Origin of the sequence: Burkholderia sp. RF2-non_BP3, assembly GCF_001522185.1 — a bacterium.
Taxonomy (GTDB): domain Bacteria; phylum Pseudomonadota; class Gammaproteobacteria; order Burkholderiales; family Burkholderiaceae; genus Burkholderia; species Burkholderia diffusa.
Genome location: NZ_LOSU01000033.1, coordinates 1 through 15,856 on the forward strand (window position 1 = coordinate 1; position 15,856 = coordinate 15,856).

Consider the following 15,856-nt stretch of genomic DNA (forward strand, 5'->3'; position numbering starts at 1 on the left):
AACTGCGTGCACTGCAAGACCTGCGACATCAAGGACCCGACGCAGAACATCGTGTGGGTCACGCCGGAAGGCGGCGGGCCGAATTACCCGAACATGTAACGCAAACGCATCCCCGCGCCCGCGGGCGCGAACGAACCGGAGTGAAACGATGAGCAATGCAGCGAAGGAAGTCGTGGTGGTGAGCGGTGTCCGTACCGCGATCGGCGATTTCGGCGGGAGCCTGAAGGATTTCTCGCCGACCGATCTCGGTGCGAAGGTCGTGAGCGAAGTGCTGTCGCGTGCGAACGTTTCGGGCGACGCGGTCGGGCATGTCGTGTTCGGCCACGTCGTGAACACCGAGCCGAAGGACATGTATCTCGCGCGCGTCGCGGCGATCAACGGCGGTGTCGCGCAGCACACGCCGGCGCTGACCGTGAACCGTTTGTGCGGCTCGGGCCTGCAGGCGATCGTGTCGGCCGCGCAGACGATCATGCTCGGCGATGCCGACGTCGCGATCGGCGGCGGTTCGGAGAACATGAGCCGCGCGCCGTACACCGTGCCGTCCGCGCGCTTCGGCCAGCGCATGGGCGATGCAAAGCTCGTCGACATGATGCTCGGCGCGCTGCACGACCCGTTCCAGACGATCCACATGGGCGTGACGGCCGAGAACGTCGCACGCAAGTACGGCATTACGCGTGATGCGCAGGATGCGCTCGCGCTCGAATCGCATCGTCGCGCGGCGCGCGCGATCGCGGAAGGCCGCTTCAAGGACCAGATCCTGCCGATCTCGATCCGCACGAAGAAGGGCGAGGTCGCGTTCGACACCGACGAGCACGTGCGTCACGACGCCGGCCCGGACGATTTCACGAAGCTGAAGCCGGTGTTCGTGAAGGAGGACGGCACGGTGACGGCCGGCAACGCGTCGGGGATCAACGATGCGGCCGCCGCGGTGCTGATGATGAGCGCGGACGCCGCGCGCGCGCAGGGCGTGAAGCCGCTCGCGCGTTTGGTCGCATACGCGCATGCGGGCGTCGATCCGGCGTACATGGGCATCGGCCCGGTGCCGGCCACGCAGAAGGCGCTCGAGCGCGCAGGCCTGAAGATCACCGATCTCGACGTGATCGAAGCGAACGAAGCGTTCGCCGCGCAGGCATGCGCGGTCACGCAGGAGCTCGGCCTCGATCCGGCCAAGGTCAACCCGAACGGCTCGGGCATTTCGCTCGGTCACCCGATCGGCGCGACGGGCGCGTTGATCACGGTCAAGGCGCTGTACGAGCTGAAGCGCATCGGCGGGCGTTATGCGCTCGTGACGATGTGTATCGGCGGCGGCCAGGGGATTGCGGCGATCTTCGAGAACATCTGATAATCGAACGCTCAGCACCCGAACACACAGGAATCGTCATGGCCATCGAAACCGTCGGCGTCGTGGGCGCCGGAACCATGGGCAACGGCATTGCGCAGACCGCCGCCGTTGCAGGACTGAACGTCGTGATGATCGACGTCAGCGATGCGGCACTCGACAAGGGTGTCGCCGCACTGAAGGGCAGCCTCGAGCGGCTTGTGTCGAAGGAGAAGCTCGACGCCGCCGCACGCGATGCCGCGCTCGCACGCATCACGACATCGACCGATTACGCGAAGCTTGCCGCGGTCGACATCGTGATCGAAGCCGCGACCGAAAACGTCGAGCTGAAGAGCCGCATCCTGAAGCAGATCGAGTCGGTCGCGCGACCCGACGCGATCATCGCGACCAACACGTCGTCGATCTCGATTACCGCGCTCGCGGCGCTGCTCGCCGATCCGTCGCGCTTCGTCGGCATGCACTTCTTCAACCCGGTGCCGCTGATGCCGCTCGTCGAGATCATCCGCGGGCTGCAGACGAGCGACGCGACCGCGTCCGCCGTGCGCGCGCTGACCGAGCGTTTCGACAAGTCGCCGATCGGCGTGCGCAATGCGCCGGGCTTCGTCGTGAACCGGATCCTCGTGCCGATGATCAACGAAGCGTTCTTCGTGCTGGCCGAAGGCATCGCGTCGGCCGAGGAGATCGACGCGGGGATGAAGCTCGGTGCGAACCATCCGATCGGGCCGCTCGCGCTGGCGGACCTCGTCGGGCTCGACGTGTGTCTCGCGGTGATGGACGTGTTCCTGAAGGACTTCGGCGACACGAAGTACCGTGCGTGCCCGCTGCTGCGCGAAATGGTGTCGGCGGGGCGGCTGGGGCGCAAGACGGGGCGTGGGGTGTACGACTACAGTAAGTAAGCGGTGCCGCATGGTCGCGGCGAATCGGGTGCCCGATCGTCGCGGCCATGCATGTTTCCTGACCGACGGTCGTCGGTGCCGGGCAAGAAAATTCTAAATATCAATCCCGTTCCCGGATCCTTTCAGCAGCGTTTGTTTGAGTATCGAACCGTTGCTGTGCCGCTTCCTGCGGCATTTCGATCACATAGCGAACAGGTATGGCGATTAGCGTCGCCATCTTTACAAATAGACGTGAACGAACGCGCGGCGTGCGATTTCGTCTATCCGCACGATGTATCTGGAGCAGATCATGTCGCGCGGTTTGTGCTCGACCTATTGGTTCGTTGACATATTCGCTAACGTATCAAGCGAGCCACGCGAACAGGGTGTGTCGTGTTGGCACATGTCGAATGCTCTCGAGTCCGTGGCGGGCCCTTCGAAAAGATGGGTGCGTGGGCGAAACGTGCAGATCTAATCTCTCAACTCCATCGGGGATTTTTTGAGATGGCCTTTGCGGATAGTATCTGGCGATGGAGTGGGGCGTAACGCAGAGCCGGACAAATTTTCGCCACGATCCTCTTTCATCTCGTCTTTTGCGGGCGTTTACGTGTCTCGAAATATTCCACGTTGTAAGAAGAAACAGTTTGTTCCGTCAGATATCCCGGTCGTTGATTCCTCGCGCGTCATTCGATTGCCTAAGCATATGTTGGGAATTCCTGTTGTTGATGGAATTCCCGATCTCTTAAGCACTCGATGCATTAATTTTGCCATGGCGTTATTTTGTCTAATTGGATTTTTGGGTGTCGCTGCTGCACTTGTAATGGACAATCGAATCCAGTGGACGGTAGAGCTGGGAATTGTAGTGGGTATATTAATTTTATTAATGGCGGGTTCCGCTATTGCGCTGACGCGCGAGGGATTGAAGGCAGGAGCATGGTTCCGAATCGATGAAGTCGGATTATCGTATGGTACTGGAACGTTGTCTGAGGGTGACGTGTTGTCCACGGGAGAACGAATTAACTGGGATGAAATAGTCCACAAACCGAATGCTGGATGTGACGTGCGAACCGAATACCGGACATACAGATCATTCACAAAGAATTTCGTGTTATGGCGTCGCTTGGCGACAGGTGAAATCGTCGAGCATCGTATCCCGATGCGACTTACGTCCAATATTGAGCGATGCGTTCGGTTCAAGAATCACGATGCACTGACTGTCGCGATCCTACGTGGCCTTGCCAGTCAATCCAGTTTACGTTTTGACCTTGATGTGTTCGTTGATGCAGGTGTGAATCCGGAAACTTGGATGCCGATGAAGCGGCCGCGACGGATGGCGAAATGTTCGTACGCATTGAGTTCCTTATTGGGCGTTTTGTTTGTCATGCAATTCGTATTGACATTGTCAATTTGGATGACGATTGGTGGGATGATTGCAGTATCCGCCATCGCGTCTTTACTAGGAAATGCGCTGTGGAAAGGCTACTATCGTGACTTGACTGGTATTGTCCGATTTGATGGTCATGAGTGAACGATCATGTTATGCGATATTTATCGCATAATGAAGTTTGTTTGAAGCGGGTGCATTCGCAAATCGTGCTAACTCGCATGATCGCGGATAGACTGATTTCAAACGTCAAGTATTCTCAGATCCCGAGGCAACGTCCGCTTGAACATCGCGAGCAGCTGCATGCTGCCTTCGGCTGCAACGTGATCGCATGCCGCGCGGCCGGAGCGATCTGAATCATCATCAGCTCCGCGAACGCGTTGCGTGCGCGTGGCGCTGGGCGCCATATTGGCTAACGCGTCGGCGAGTAGACCGGCCAGAAGCTCCCCATCGGCTCGGTGAGCGCCTTCAGCGCACGGTCGGCCTTCGTCGCGCGCCAGCGGCTCGTCGACGAACAGCCGGTAATTGCTGTCAGCGTTGCGCGCGAGATTTCAGAACTGAAACTCCGATTCCATATCTGCGCCGCTACCGGCCCGCGCTTCGCATCCGATCCCCGCACATCAACGCCGTCCGTCCTGTAACGGATGTGGCCTGGTTTTTGCGTTAACCGGACGACATGCTCGATGTCCTCTCGTCTGACCACTCTTTCCTGACGTAACGACACGGACACATCGAGAGACGACTCGCTTTTCAATCGTAAGGTGAATGCAATGACTGGCAGCGGTAAACGAAACACGGTACCGGGCAACGACGCGCGCCGCGTAGCGCCGGAGCGCGAGGCGGACGCGGATCGATCCGCGACGACGCGCGAACCGTCCGGTGAACGACGACCCGATACGAACTGGGCATGGGCAAAGGGAACGGCGGGCTACGACTGGATGGATCACGCACCGCTGTTCGATCACCGCGATTGATCCTGTCGCGAGCGCAGGTTGTGCCACGGGTGCGCCGTGGTTCGACCGACGACGATCGATGACCGACCTGCGAGCCGGTCCCTTATTTCCCGCTGGTCGGCTGGATGCTATTCGTCGTCGCGATGTCGATAGCGGCCATCCGGCGATCTGGCGAACATGTCGACTGGCGAAAGCCAGGGACGATGCAACCTCGAATGACCGACGCGTGAATCCGCACGCCGCCCAGCGAAGCAGGCGGGTGGAGGACGGCGCGTCGGCGAGCTCAATTCAACCATTCACTTTCCATGGCCGCCGTGACGCCTAACCCCATCCAGTCCATCCTGATCGCGAACCGCTCGGAAATCTCGATTCGCGTGATGCGTGCCGCCGCCGAACTGAACATGCGTACGGTCGCGGTGTATTCGAAGGAAGACCGCCTTGCGCTGCACCGCTTCAAGGCGGACGAGAGCTACCTGATCGGCGAAGGCAAGAAGCCGCTCGCCGCGTATCTCGACATCGACGACATCCTGCGCGTCGCGCGGCAGGCGAAGGTCGACGCGATCCACCCCGGCTACGGCTTCCTGTCCGAGAACCCCGATTTCGCGCAGGCCGTGATCGACGCCGGCATCCGCTGGATCGGCCCGTCGCCCGACGTGATGCGCACGCTCGGCAACAAGGTGGCCGCGCGCAATGCGGCGATCGCGGCCGGCGTGCCCGTGATGCCCGCGACCGAGCCGCTGCCGCACGATCTCGACGCGTGCCGGGCGCTGGCGGCGGAAGTCGGCTATCCGCTGATGCTCAAGGCGAGCTGGGGCGGCGGCGGGCGCGGGATGCGCGTACTGGAAAACGCTCAGGACCTCGAAACCTTGCTGCCGGTCGCGCGCCGCGAGGCGCTGGCCGCATTCGGCAACGACGAGGTGTACGTCGAAAAACTCGTGCGCAACGCGCGGCACGTCGAGGTGCAGGTGCTCGGCGATCTGCACGGCACGGTCGTGCATTTGTACGAGCGCGACTGCACGGTGCAGCGACGCAACCAGAAGGTGGTCGAGCGCGCGCCGGCGCCGTATCTCGACGCCGCGGGCCGGCAGGCGCTGTGCGAATCGGCGCTGCGCCTGATGCGCGCGGTCAGGTACACGCATGCAGGCACCGTCGAATTCCTGATGGATGCCGACACCGGCCAGTTCTACTTCATCGAGGTGAACCCGCGCATCCAGGTCGAGCATACGGTGACCGAGATGATTACCGGCATCGACATCGTGAAGGCGCAGATTCGCATCACGGAAGGCGGCCGGGTCGGGCTGGCGGAGGACGTCGTGAACGGCGACGGCGCTATCGTCGAACGTGCGGCCGGCGTGCCCGCTCAGCAGGCGATTCCGCTGAACGGCAACGCATTGCAATGCCGGATCACGACCGAGGATCCGGAGAACGACTTCCTGCCCGACTACGGGCGGCTCACGGCCTATCGCAGCGCGTCGGGCTTCGGCGTGCGCCTCGACGCCGGCACCGCCTATGGCGGCGCGGTGATCACGCCGTATTACGACTCGCTGCTCGTCAAGGTGACGACCTGGGCGCCGACGGCCGCCGAATCGATCCACCGGATGGATCGCGCGCTGCGCGAGTTCCGGATTCGCGGCGTCACGTCGAACCTGCAGTTCCTCGAGAACGTGATCAATCACCCGGCCTTCATCGCGGGAGACGTGACGACGCGCTTCATCGACAGGACACCTGAATTGCTCGCATTCGCGAAGCGCGGCGATCGCGCGACGAAGCTGCTGCGTTATCTCGGCGAGCTGAACGTGAACGGCAATGCCGAGATGAACGGCCGCACGCTGCCGGCGCTGCCGTTGTCGAAACCCGTGCTGCCGAAGGTCGATACGGCGATGCCGATTCCGGCCGGTACACGCGATCGCCTGCGCGAGCTTGGCCCCGAGAAGTTCGCGCGCTGGATGCTCGACCAGAAGCAGGTGCTGCTGACCGACACGACGATGCGCGACGCGCACCAGTCGCTGTTCGCGACGCGCATGCGCACCGCCGACATGGTGCCGATCGCGCCGTTCTACGCGCGCGAGCTGTCGCAGCTGTTCTCGCTCGAATGCTGGGGCGGCGCGACCTTCGACGTTGCGCTGCGCTTCCTGAAGGAAGACCCGTGGGAACGCCTTGCGCTGCTGCGCGAACGCGTGCCGAACATCCTGTTCCAGATGCTGCTGCGCGGCTCGAACGCGGTCGGCTACACGAACTACGCGGACAACGTCGTGCGCTTCTTCGTGCAGCAGGCCGCGAGCGCGGGCGTCGACGTGTTCCGCGTGTTCGACTCGCTGAACTGGGTGCGCAACATGCGCGTGGCGATCGATGCGGTCGGCGAGAGCGGGATGCTGTGCGAAGGCGCGATCTGCTACACCGGCGACCTGTTCGACACGTCGCGCGCGAAGTACGACCTCAAGTATTACGTCGGCATCGCGCGCGAATTGCAGCAAGCCGGCGTGCACGTGCTCGGCATCAAGGACATGGCCGGCATCTGCCGTCCGCAGGCGATCGCCACACTTGTGAAGGCGCTCAAGGAAGAAACCGGGCTGCCCGTGCATTTCCATACGCACGACACGAGCGGCATCGCCGCGGCGTCGGTGCTCGCGGCGGTCGGTGCGGGCTGCGATGCGGTGGACGGTGCGCTCGACGCGATGAGCGGGCTCACGTCGCAACCGAACCTGTCGAGCATCGCGGCGGCGCTGGCCGGCGGCGAGCGCGATCCGGGGCTGGACCAGGACCGCCTGCACGAGGCGTCGATGTATTGGGAAGGCGTGCGCCGGTATTACGCGCCGTTCGAATCGGAGATTCGCGCGGGCACAGCCGACGTCTACCGTCACGAGATGCCCGGCGGCCAGTACACGAACCTGCGAGAGCAGGCGCGCTCGCTTGGCATCGATCATCGCTGGACCGAGGTGTCGCGCGCGTATGCGGACGTGAACCGCCTGTTCGGCGACATCGTCAAGGTCACGCCGACGTCGAAGGTGGTCGGCGACATGGCGCTGATGATGGTCGCGAACGACCTCGCCGTGGACGACGTGCGCAACCCGGACAAGGACATCGCGTTCCCCGAGTCGGTCGTGTCGCTATTCAAGGGCGAGCTGGGCTTCCCGCCCGACGGCTTCCCGGCGGACCTGTCGCGCAAGGTGCTCAAGAGCGAGCCGCCGGCGCCGTATCGTCCCGGCGACCAGATCCCGCCAGTCGACCTCGACGCGGTACGCAAGCAGGCCGAGGCCGCGTGCGAGCAGCCGCTCGACGACCGTCAACTCGCGTCGTACCTGATGTATCCGAAACAGACGGTCGACTATTACGCGCACGTGCGTGCATACAGCGACACGTCGGTCGTGCCGACGCCGGCATTCCTGTACGGACTGCAGCCGCAGGAGGAAGTGGCGATCGACATCGAGCCGGGCAAGACGCTGCTCGTGTCGCTGCAGGGCCAGCATGCCGATGCGCAGGACGGCATCGTGAAGGTGCTGTTCGAGCTGAACGGTCAGTCGCGTTCGGCGCTGGTCGAGCAGAAGAGCGTCGTGCAGGCGGGCAAGGAGCGTCATGGCCTGCAGCGTGCCGATCCGGCGAATCCGCTGCACGTGGCCGCGCCGATGCCGGGCTCGGTGGTGACGGTGGCCGTGCAACCGGGTCAGCGTGTGTCGGCCGGCACGACGCTGATCGCGCTCGAGGCGATGAAGATGGAAACGCACATCGCGGCCGAGCGCGACTGCGAGATCGCGGCCGTGCATGTGAAGCCAGGTGATCGGGTCGCGGCGAAGGATCTGCTGATCGAGTTGAAAGACCCGACGCAATGAGGGGTGCCGCGATCGGTCGTGCGTGGTGACCGAGCGGTGCATCGCAATCGGCACGCCGCCTGGTGGGGGCGGCGTGCCGAACGGTCCGGCGTCGGCTGCCTGCGCGTCGTTACGTGCCGCCGCGCAGGCAGCCGGCCCGCCACCGGTCAGTACGCCGCGTCGCTGCCGCTCTGGTCGGTGACGATCGCCACGCCCGAACTCGTGCCGAGCCGCGTCGCGCCGGCCTCGAGCATCGCAAGCGCGGTCGCGCGGTCGCGGACGCCGCCCGATGCCTTCACGCCGAGCACGGGGCCGACCGCGCGGCGCATCAGCGCGACGTCCGCGAGTGTCGCGCCGCCGTGACCGAAGCCGGTCGACGTCTTCACGAACGCGACGCCGAGGTCGCGGCACATCTCGCACACGCGCACCTTCTCGTCGTCGGTCAGCAACCCCGTTTCGAGGATCACCTTGAGCGGCACCGTGCCGCAGGCGCGGTGCACCGCCTCGATGTCGGCCTTCACGTCGTCGTCGCGGCCGCTCTTCAGCGCGCCGAGGTTGATCACCATGTCGATCTCGCGCGCGCCCGCCGCGATCGCGGCCGACGCTTCGAACGCCTTCGCGGCGGACAGGCCCGCGCCGAGCGGGAAGCCGACCACCGCACACACGAGCACGCCGGTGTCGGCCAGCTCGCGCGCGGCGAGCGGCACGTTCGCCGAATTCACGCAGACCGAATAGAAGCGATGCTCGGCCGCCTGGCGGCAGAGTTCGCGGATCTGCGCGTCGCTCGCGTCGGGCGCGAGCAGCGTGTGATCGATGGTTTGGGCGAGCTGGGCGTTGGAAAGCGGCATGTGTCGAAACTCCACGGATCGTGTGCCGGAAAGGTACACGGAAAGTTGATGTTTTCACATCGGTTTGTTACAAATACGACATTCCGGCCGGGCACGCGCGCCCGGCACGACGAGCGACGCGTGGGACGGGCAGGCAGGATACGGGCATGGAAACGAAGAAGGGCGAACGGATCAAGACGCTGATGAACGTGCTGCAAGGGCAGAACGCGATTCATCTGAGGGAAGTCGCCGATCTGTTCGGCGTGTCGGAAATGACGATCCGCCGCGACCTCGCGGACAATCCGCACGGCCTCAGCCTGATCGGCGGCTACGTGACGCGCCATTTCGCCGCGCAGCGCAGCGACATCGGCGAATACCTGATCAGCGCCGAGAACAATCGGCAGACCGAGGAGAAACGCCGCATCGGCAAGCTCGCCGCGCAGTTCGTGAAGACGGGCGACACGATCTTCGTCGACTGCGGCTCGACCACGCCGTTCATCGTCGACTTCATTCCCGACGACCTCGAATTCACCGCCGTCTGCAATTCGCTGAACGTGTTCGCGAAGCTGCAGCAGAAACCGCATTGCAGCGTGATCCTGTGCGGTGGCGTGTATCACCGCAAGAACATGGTGTTCGAGGCGGTGGCCGAGACGGGCATCCTCGACACGGTGCGCGTGTCGAAGGCGTTCATCTCGGCGGCCGGCGTCAGCGATCGCTGCGGCGTCACGTGCTTCAACTTCCACGAAGTCGATGCGAAGAAGAAGGTGATGGCGCGTGCGCAGAACCGTTTCCTGCTCGTCGATCACACGAAGTTCGACGAAGTGCGCGCCGCGTATTTCGCTGACCTGACCGATTTCAACTACGTGATCTCCGACGGGCAATTGAGCCGCCGGTACGAAACGACGATCCGCGATCACGGGATCGCGCTCGTGACCTGATGCAGCGCGGCGGCGCCGTTCGATCCCGTGTCGCATCGTCAGGCGCCTGACGTGTTGCGCGTTTCGGCGTAGCGCGCGGATGCGTCGCTGTCGGCCGCCGCGTCGGGCGTCGCCGCCGGCAGGTGGCGCAGGCAGTAGAACCCGTAATGGACGATCACGACGAAGCACGCGAGCGGCACGACGAACGCGAGCTGCATGTTGCCGCCCGTGCGATCGGAGATCAGCCCCTGGATCAGCGGCACGACCGCGCCGCCGACGATGCTCATCACGAGGATCGAGCCGCCGTATTCGGTGTCCTTGCCGAGGCCGTCGATCGTCAGGCCGTAGATCGTCGGCCAGCACGGGCCGAGGAACACGCTCACGCACACCGCCGCGTATACGGCCGTGATGTCGTGCACGCCGATCGTATAGGCGAGCAGCGCGATGCACAGCACGCCGTACGCGATCAGCACCTTGGCCGGGCCGACGCGCTTCATCACGAGCGTCGCGATCAGCTTGCCGACGAAAAACGCGAAGAACGTCGCGAGCAGGTAGTGCGATGCGCCGCGCTCGTTCAGGCCGCCGATCTGCATCGCGAGCCGGATCGTGAAGCTCCACACGCCGACCTGCGCGCCCACGTACAGGAACTGCGCGACGACGCCCGCGACGAAGCGCCGGTTGCCGAACAGGCGCGCGAGCGTGCCGCGCGCGTCGACCCGGTGCGTGGCCGCGCTCGACCCGATGCCCTTGCAGGCCGGATACGGCGTCAGCGCGAATACGACGAACACGGCCGCGAGCACGACGATCAGCCACTTGTACGGCTCGAGCGTCGCCTGGATCATCGCGAGCTGGTGCCGATGCGCGTCGACCGCGGACATCGCCGCGAGCTGCGCGTGCGACGCGTCGCCTTCCTTGAAGATCAGGAAGCTGCCCATGTAGACGCCAGCCATCGCGCCGAACGGATAGAACGTCTGCGAGATGTTCAGGCGCCGCGTGCTGGTGTCGCGCGGGCCCATCAGCGTCGAATACGAGTTCGACGCCGTCTCGAGGAACGACAGCCCCGCCGCGATCACGAACAACGCGAAGAGGAACATCCCGTACTTCGCCATCGACGCGGCCGGGAAGAACAGCAGGCAGCCGGTCGTATAGAGCAGCAGGCCAATGAGGATCGTCGTCTTGTAGCTGAACTTCTTCACGACGGTCGCGGCGGGAATCGCGAGGAAGAAGTAGCCGAGGTAGAACGCGGACTGCACGAACGCCGATTCGAAATCGGACAGGAAGAACGATTTCTTGAACTGCGCGATCAGCACGTCGTTCAGGTTCGCCGCGGTGCCCCACAGCGCGAACAGGCAGCAGAGCAGCGTGAACGCGAAGAGGGGCGTGCGGTTCAGGTAGTAGCCGTCGGGCGTGTGTTCGATTCTGGCTCGGCTCATGGGTGTCTCCTTCCCGGATTGTCTCGTCGATGGACGGCGCCGTTCAGCGGCCGGCGTCGCGGAGGAAGCGTTCGAAGGTCGCGGCGTCGGCGTACGACTTCTGCGTGCCGAGGCCCGTGACCGAATGCGCGGCGTAGGCCGACGCGTAGCGCATCGCGTCGATCGCATCGCGCGTCGCTGCGTAGCAGCGCGCGAAGCAGCCGATGTACGCGTCGCCGGCGCCCGTCGTGTCGCGGGCGTCGACCTGCACACCCGGCACGTGCCGCGCGCCGTCGCGCGACACGAGCAGCGAGCCGTCGCCGCCGAGCGTGACGAGCACGTGCTTCAGCCCGCGCGCGATCAGCGATTCGGCGGCGCGGGTCGCGCTGTCGCGCGAATCGACCGGCATGCCCGACACGATCGCGAGTTCGGTCTCGTTCGGCACGAAGAATTCGACGGTGCGGATCCGCTCGAAATCGAGGCCGGCGACCGCGGGCGCGGGGTTCAGCAGCACCGGAATGCCGTGCCGCGCGCCGAAGGCGATCGCGTGATAGACGGTGTCGAGCTCGATCTCGAGCTGCAGCACGATCAGCGCGCACTCGACGAGCTTCGGCGCGGCCGCGTCGATGTCGGCCGGCCGCAGGTGACGGTTCGCGCCCTTGACGATCAGGATGCTGTTGCTCGAATCGGGCTCGACGAAGATCGGCGCGACGCCGCTCGGCACGCCGGCGACCTTGTGCACGTGCGTGGTGTCGATGCCTTCGCGCTCGAAGTTGCGGATCGTGTTGTCGGCGAACACGTCGTCGCCGACCTTCGTCACCATCACGACACGCGCGCCGAGGCGCGCGGCCGCGACGGCCTGGTTCGCGCCCTTGCCGCCGCAGCCGAGCTCGAAGTTCGGCGCCTCGAGCGTTTCGCCCCGGGCGGGCATGCGCGTGACGTAGGTCACGAGGTCGACCATGTTGCTGCCGATGACGGCGATTGTCTCCATTGTTGTCTCTTCCTTGGAATGGGTGGGCCGCGTGCGCGATCGACGGCGGCCGCAACGAATGAGAATAAAATCACAATAAATGTGATAATGCAATCGTATGATGTTAAGTCAATCACTATGTGGGATTGGCGCGGGCAACGGGTTCGCGGCATGGGAAGTCGCCCCGGCCGAAGTGGAGGAGATTCTCGAGTTTCCGTTCTCGACGCTGCCGGCCCCCGGTACTGGGCGAACCAGACGCAGGACATCCGGGGCGTGACCGCGCTCTTCCTGAAGTCGCTGGCGGATCTGGCGCGCGACGCCGCCCGCGGCTCAGCCATTCAGTGCGACGACACGAACACCGCATCGTCGAACGCCGCCGGAATCGCGAACTGCGCGCGCATGCGCTTCGTTTCCTGCGCGGGCGTCTGGCCGAACAGCCGTTTGAATTCCCGGCTGAACTGCGACGCGCTCGCATAACCGACCGCATGGCCGGCCGCCTCCGCGGTCAGGTCCTGACGCACCATCAACAGGCGCGCCTGATGCAGCCGCGTCGACTTCAGGTACTGCATCGGCGACACCTGCGTGATCGCCTTGAAGTGGGCGTGGAAGCTCGGCACGCTCATGCCGGCTTCCGCAGCCAGTCGCGTCACGTCGAGCGACTGCGCGTAGTCGGCGTGGATCATGCGCAGCGAACGGCCGATCCGGCCGAACTGTCCACGCATCGCCAGCGCGTTCCTCATCGCACCGCCCTGCGCACCGGTGAGCACGCGGAAATACAGTTCGCGCAGCAACCCGGGGCCGAGCACCGCCGCTTCGAGCGGGCGGTGCATCGCCTCGACGAAACGCAGCACGGTCGCGTGCATCGCATCGTCCATCGGCGTCGACATCATGCTTTTCGGCGCCTGCACGGGTTCGGTGACTCCCTCGCGATCGATCCGCGCGGCCAGTTCGGCGGCCATCGGGAAATCGAGGTGCAGATACAGCGCGAGCAGCGGGCGCTCCGCCGTTGCGTCGGTTTCCATGCTGAACGGCACGGGCACCGATACGGCCAGGTAGTGATCCTCGTCGTACAGATAGCGTTCGCCGCCGAAATAGCCGCGCTTGCTGCCCTGGCACACGATCACGATGCCCGGGTCGTACAGCACCGGCGTGCGGGATAGCGCGCGGTTCGAACGCAGGATGCGCACGCTCGGCAGCGCGGTCAGGTTGTAGCCTTCGTCCGGCGCCAACGCATGCAGCAACGCGATCAGGCGTTTGCGGCCGCGCGCGGGCAGCGACGGCGAGCGGGGCGGGGAGGGTGCGGTGCTCATAGTTTCAGGCAAGAAATTCAGCGGAATCGGGCTTATTCGACGTGGTTCGTCAGACTAGCATGCATGCTTCGATCGACATTCGGGAGAAGCTCACATGGCATCCGGCAACATCATGCTCATCACCGGCGTCAGCAGCGGCTTCGGCCGTGCGCTCGCGCAAGCGGCCCTGGCCGAGGGTCATACGGTGGTCGGCACCGTGAGAAGCGAAGCGGCAAAACGGGCGTTCGAGGCGCTGTCCCCGCGTGCGGCCGTCGGGCGTGTGCTCGACGTGACCGACTTCGAGCGCATCGACGGCATCGTCGCGGAAATCGAGTCGAGCGTCGGCCCCGTCGACGTGCTGGTGAACAATGCCGGCTACGGGCACGAAGGCATCATGGAGGAGTCGCCGCTGTCGGAGATGCGTCGGCAGTTCGACGTGAACGTGTTCGGCGCCGTCGCGATGATGAAGGCCGTCGTGCCGTTCATGCGCGAACGCCGACGCGGCCGCATCCTGAACATCACGTCGATGGGCGGCCACATCACGATGCCCGGCATTGCCTATTACTGCGGCAGCAAGTTCGCGCTGGAAGGGATTTCCGAGACGCTCGGCAAGGAGCTCGAGCCGTTCGGCATCGCGGTGACGGCGGTGGCGCCGGGCTCGTTCCGTACCGACTGGGCCGGCCGTTCGATGACGCGAACGCTGCGTTCGATCGCCGATTACGACGCGCTCTTCGATCCGATCCGCCAGGCGCGCGAGGAGAAAAACGGCCGCCAATCGGGCGATCCGGCGAAGGCGGCACGCGCGATGCTGGCTGTCATCGCGGCGGATCGTCCGCCGGCGCATCTGCTGCTCGGCAGCGATGCGCTCCGGCTCGTGCGCGCCAAATGGTCGGCGCTGGAAGACGAAATTCGTACGTGGGAGGCGGTGACCGTGTCGACCGACGGTTGACGCGCGATCGGCGGTGCGTGACGCGTCACACGGCGGGTGGTGTTGAAAGTCACGCCTGCGGGCGCCGTTGCCCGCAGGAGGCCGATGCATGACGGTATGTAATTGGCTTCATGACACGGTCGCGGTTTTCCGCTACAACACTGGGGTGCTGCGTCGACCGACGCGGTGTGCCACCGCGCCGCAGTTCGTGACCGACACCCGCCCGGGTGGCCGGCCGGCACGTGATGTTCACCTACCTCAAAGGAGCCTGCAGCCATGCCGTACATCACCACGAAGGACAACGTCGACATCTTCTACAAGGATTGGGGCCCGAAGGATGCGCAGCCGATCATGTTCCACCATGGCTGGCCGCTGTCTTCCGACGACTGGGATGCCCAGCTGCTGTTCTTCGTTCAGAAGGGCTATCGCGTGGTCGCGCACGATCGTCGCGGCCACGGCCGGTCGGCGCAGGTTTCCGACGGCCACGACATGGATCACTACGCGGCGGATGCGTTCGCGGTGGCCGAAGCGCTCGACCTGCGCAACGCGGTGCATATCGGTCACTCGACCGGCGGCGGCGAAGTCGCGCGCTACGTGGCCCGCCACGGCGAGCCGGCCGGACGCGTCGCGAAGGCGGTGCTGGTCAGCGCGGTGCCGCCGCTGATGCTGAAGACGGACGCGAACCCGGAAGGCCTGCCGCTCGAGGTCTTCGACGGCTTCCGCAAGGCGCTCGCCGACAACCGCGCGCAGTTCTTCCTGGACGTGCCGTCGGGCCCGTTCTACGGCTTCAACCGGCCGGGCGCGGTGGTGCACCAGGGCGTGATCCAGAACTGGTGGCGCCAGGGCATGATCGGCGGCGCGAAGGCGCACTACGAAGGCATCAAGGCGTTCTCGGAAACGGACCAGACCGAAGACCTGCGCTCGATCTCGGTGCCGACGCTCGTGCTGCACGGCGAAGACGACCAGATCGTGCCGATCGCGGACTCGGCGCTGAAGTCGGTCAAGCTGCTGAAGAACGGCACGCTGAAGACGTATCCGGGCTATTCGCACGGGATGCTGACGGTCAACGCCGACGTGCTGAACGCCGATCTGCTGGCCTTCATCCAGTCGTAATGCTAACGGCGCATGCCCGCTTTCGCGGGCTGCGCCGTGCTGG

At 64.7% G+C, this 15,856-nt stretch carries 13 protein-coding genes; 8 read left to right on the top strand and 5 right to left on the bottom strand.

Translation table 11 applies throughout. The annotated features are described in order from the left end of the window. The 4 genes from WS45_RS33630 to WS45_RS35050 all read left to right on the top strand — a co-directional run. The coding region (locus WS45_RS33630; RefSeq protein ID WP_156437193.1) for a 4Fe-4S dicluster domain-containing protein at positions 1-99 on the top strand (99 nt) is incomplete at its 5' end. A 49-nt stretch (positions 100-148) separates the two neighbouring features. Then, positions 149-1,342, top strand: coding sequence for a beta-ketothiolase BktB (gene bktB, locus WS45_RS16305; RefSeq protein WP_059700748.1), 1,194 nt, complete (start codon positions 149-151; stop codon positions 1,340-1,342). Between the two features lie 38 nt (positions 1,343-1,380). Further along, on the top strand, positions 1,381-2,235 hold the full coding sequence (locus WS45_RS16310; RefSeq protein ID WP_059537302.1) for a 3-hydroxybutyryl-CoA dehydrogenase: 855 nt from the start codon (positions 1,381-1,383) through the stop codon (positions 2,233-2,235). A 586-nt stretch (positions 2,236-2,821) separates the two neighbouring features. Continuing rightward, positions 2,822-3,742: a hypothetical protein gene (locus WS45_RS35050; RefSeq protein ID WP_156437195.1), complete on the top strand. Its 921-nt coding sequence runs from the start codon at positions 2,822-2,824 to the stop codon at positions 3,740-3,742. Between the two features lie 268 nt (positions 3,743-4,010). On the opposite strand, the gene WS45_RS35055 is transcribed toward WS45_RS35050, so the two are convergent. Continuing rightward, positions 4,011-4,406: a hypothetical protein gene (locus tag WS45_RS35055; protein WP_156437197.1), complete on the bottom strand. Its 396-nt coding sequence runs from the start codon at positions 4,404-4,406 to the stop codon at positions 4,011-4,013. Between the two features lie 450 nt (positions 4,407-4,856). Here WS45_RS35055 and WS45_RS16320 point away from each other — a divergent pair, with 450 nt between their 5' ends. After that, positions 4,857-8,378 (top strand): pyruvate carboxylase, encoded by a 3,522-nt coding sequence (locus tag WS45_RS16320; protein WP_059700750.1) that lies wholly within the window; start codon positions 4,857-4,859, stop codon positions 8,376-8,378. Positions 8,379-8,524: 146 nt separating this feature from the next. Here the strand turns inward: WS45_RS16320 and deoC are convergent, their stop codons facing one another. After that, complete coding sequence (gene deoC, locus WS45_RS16325) at positions 8,525-9,205, bottom strand: deoxyribose-phosphate aldolase (RefSeq protein WP_059700751.1); 681 nt, start codon at positions 9,203-9,205, stop codon at positions 8,525-8,527. A 146-nt stretch (positions 9,206-9,351) separates the two neighbouring features. Here deoC and deoR point away from each other — a divergent pair, with 146 nt between their 5' ends. Further along, positions 9,352-10,122, top strand: coding sequence for a DNA-binding transcriptional repressor DeoR (gene deoR, locus WS45_RS16330; RefSeq protein WP_059700752.1), 771 nt, complete (start codon positions 9,352-9,354; stop codon positions 10,120-10,122). A 38-nt stretch (positions 10,123-10,160) separates the two neighbouring features. Here deoR and fucP read toward each other — a convergent pair whose 3' ends face one another. The 3 genes from fucP to WS45_RS16345 all read right to left on the bottom strand — a co-directional run bounded on the left by fucP (position 10,161) and on the right by WS45_RS16345 (position 13,793). Further along, positions 10,161-11,534 (bottom strand): L-fucose:H+ symporter permease, encoded by a 1,374-nt coding sequence (fucP, locus tag WS45_RS16335; RefSeq protein ID WP_059700753.1) that lies wholly within the window; start codon positions 11,532-11,534, stop codon positions 10,161-10,163. Positions 11,535-11,577: 43 nt separating this feature from the next. Next, a complete protein-coding gene (rbsK, locus tag WS45_RS16340; protein ID WP_059700754.1) occupies positions 11,578-12,504 on the bottom strand; it encodes a ribokinase in 927 nt (308 codons plus the stop codon). Positions 12,505-12,821: 317 nt separating this feature from the next. After that, on the bottom strand, positions 12,822-13,793 hold the full coding sequence (locus tag WS45_RS16345; RefSeq protein WP_059700755.1) for an AraC family transcriptional regulator: 972 nt from the start codon (positions 13,791-13,793) through the stop codon (positions 12,822-12,824). Positions 13,794-13,887: 94 nt separating this feature from the next. Between WS45_RS16345 and WS45_RS16350 the strand changes: the two genes are divergently transcribed. Both WS45_RS16350 and WS45_RS16355 read left to right on the top strand, forming a co-directional pair. Next, positions 13,888-14,721: an oxidoreductase gene (locus WS45_RS16350; protein ID WP_059700756.1), complete on the top strand. Its 834-nt coding sequence runs from the start codon at positions 13,888-13,890 to the stop codon at positions 14,719-14,721. A gap of 255 nt (positions 14,722-14,976) precedes the next feature. After that, positions 14,977-15,813 carry an alpha/beta fold hydrolase gene (locus WS45_RS16355; protein ID WP_059537282.1) on the top strand — a complete coding sequence of 279 codons (837 nt, stop codon included), beginning with the start codon at positions 14,977-14,979 and terminating at the stop codon, positions 15,811-15,813. Positions 15,814-15,856 lie beyond the last annotated feature (43 nt).

Bases quoted from the DNA above. Each gene is read 5' to 3' on its own strand.
- bktB (WP_059700748.1), top strand. From the start codon at position 149: ATGAGCAATGCAGCGAAGGAAGTCGTGGTGGTGAGCGGTGTCCGTACC.
- WS45_RS16310 (WP_059537302.1), top strand. From the start codon at position 1,381: ATGGCCATCGAAACCGTCGGCGTCGTGGGCGCCGGAACCATGGGCAAC.
- WS45_RS16320 (WP_059700750.1), top strand. From the start codon at position 4,857: ATGGCCGCCGTGACGCCTAACCCCATCCAGTCCATCCTGATCGCGAAC.
- deoC (WP_059700751.1), bottom strand. From the start codon at position 9,205: ATGCCGCTTTCCAACGCCCAGCTCGCCCAAACCATCGATCACACGCTG.
- deoR (WP_059700752.1), top strand. From the start codon at position 9,352: ATGGAAACGAAGAAGGGCGAACGGATCAAGACGCTGATGAACGTGCTG.
- fucP (WP_059700753.1), bottom strand. From the start codon at position 11,534: ATGAGCCGAGCCAGAATCGAACACACGCCCGACGGCTACTACCTGAAC.
- rbsK (WP_059700754.1), bottom strand. From the start codon at position 12,504: ATGGAGACAATCGCCGTCATCGGCAGCAACATGGTCGACCTCGTGACC.
- WS45_RS16345 (WP_059700755.1), bottom strand. From the start codon at position 13,793: ATGAGCACCGCACCCTCCCCGCCCCGCTCGCCGTCGCTGCCCGCGCGC.
- WS45_RS16350 (WP_059700756.1), top strand. From the start codon at position 13,888: ATGGCATCCGGCAACATCATGCTCATCACCGGCGTCAGCAGCGGCTTC.
- WS45_RS16355 (WP_059537282.1), top strand. From the start codon at position 14,977: ATGCCGTACATCACCACGAAGGACAACGTCGACATCTTCTACAAGGAT.